This window comes from Bacillus cereus group sp. BfR-BA-01379, from assembly GCF_022663605.1.
Classification (GTDB): domain Bacteria; phylum Bacillota; class Bacilli; order Bacillales; family Bacillaceae_G; genus Bacillus_A; species Bacillus_A mobilis.
Map to the genome: position 1 here is coordinate 1 of NZ_JAKUFT010000251.1, position 278 is coordinate 278.

Below are 278 nucleotides of genomic sequence, written 5' to 3' on the forward strand. Positions count from 1 at the left end.
TGTAATACATAGTTATGTGAGACAATGTCTTAGGGAAAGTATTCCATAACATACAAAAAATAAAAAAGATGAGAGAAAATTTTTTCTAAGACGTTATATAGGGTGTAAAAGCTTTTACAAAAAAATAAGGGGAATTGCTACATGAAATCAAATGAGAAAAATTTTATAAAAAGATTACAACGACAAAAAGAAGATGCACTAGAATTCGTTGTTGATACATACTTACCACTCATAAAAGGAATCACGCATAAAGTTCTTCTTCCAGTTCAAAATGATGG

General features: G+C 28.8%; 1 pseudogene. It reads left to right on the plus strand.

Annotation, left to right across the window (positions count from 1 at the left end):
- Positions 1-141: 141 nt before the first annotated feature.
- Positions 142-278 (plus strand): annotated as a pseudogene (locus MR113_RS27695) (sigma-70 family RNA polymerase sigma factor); the annotation flags it as partial.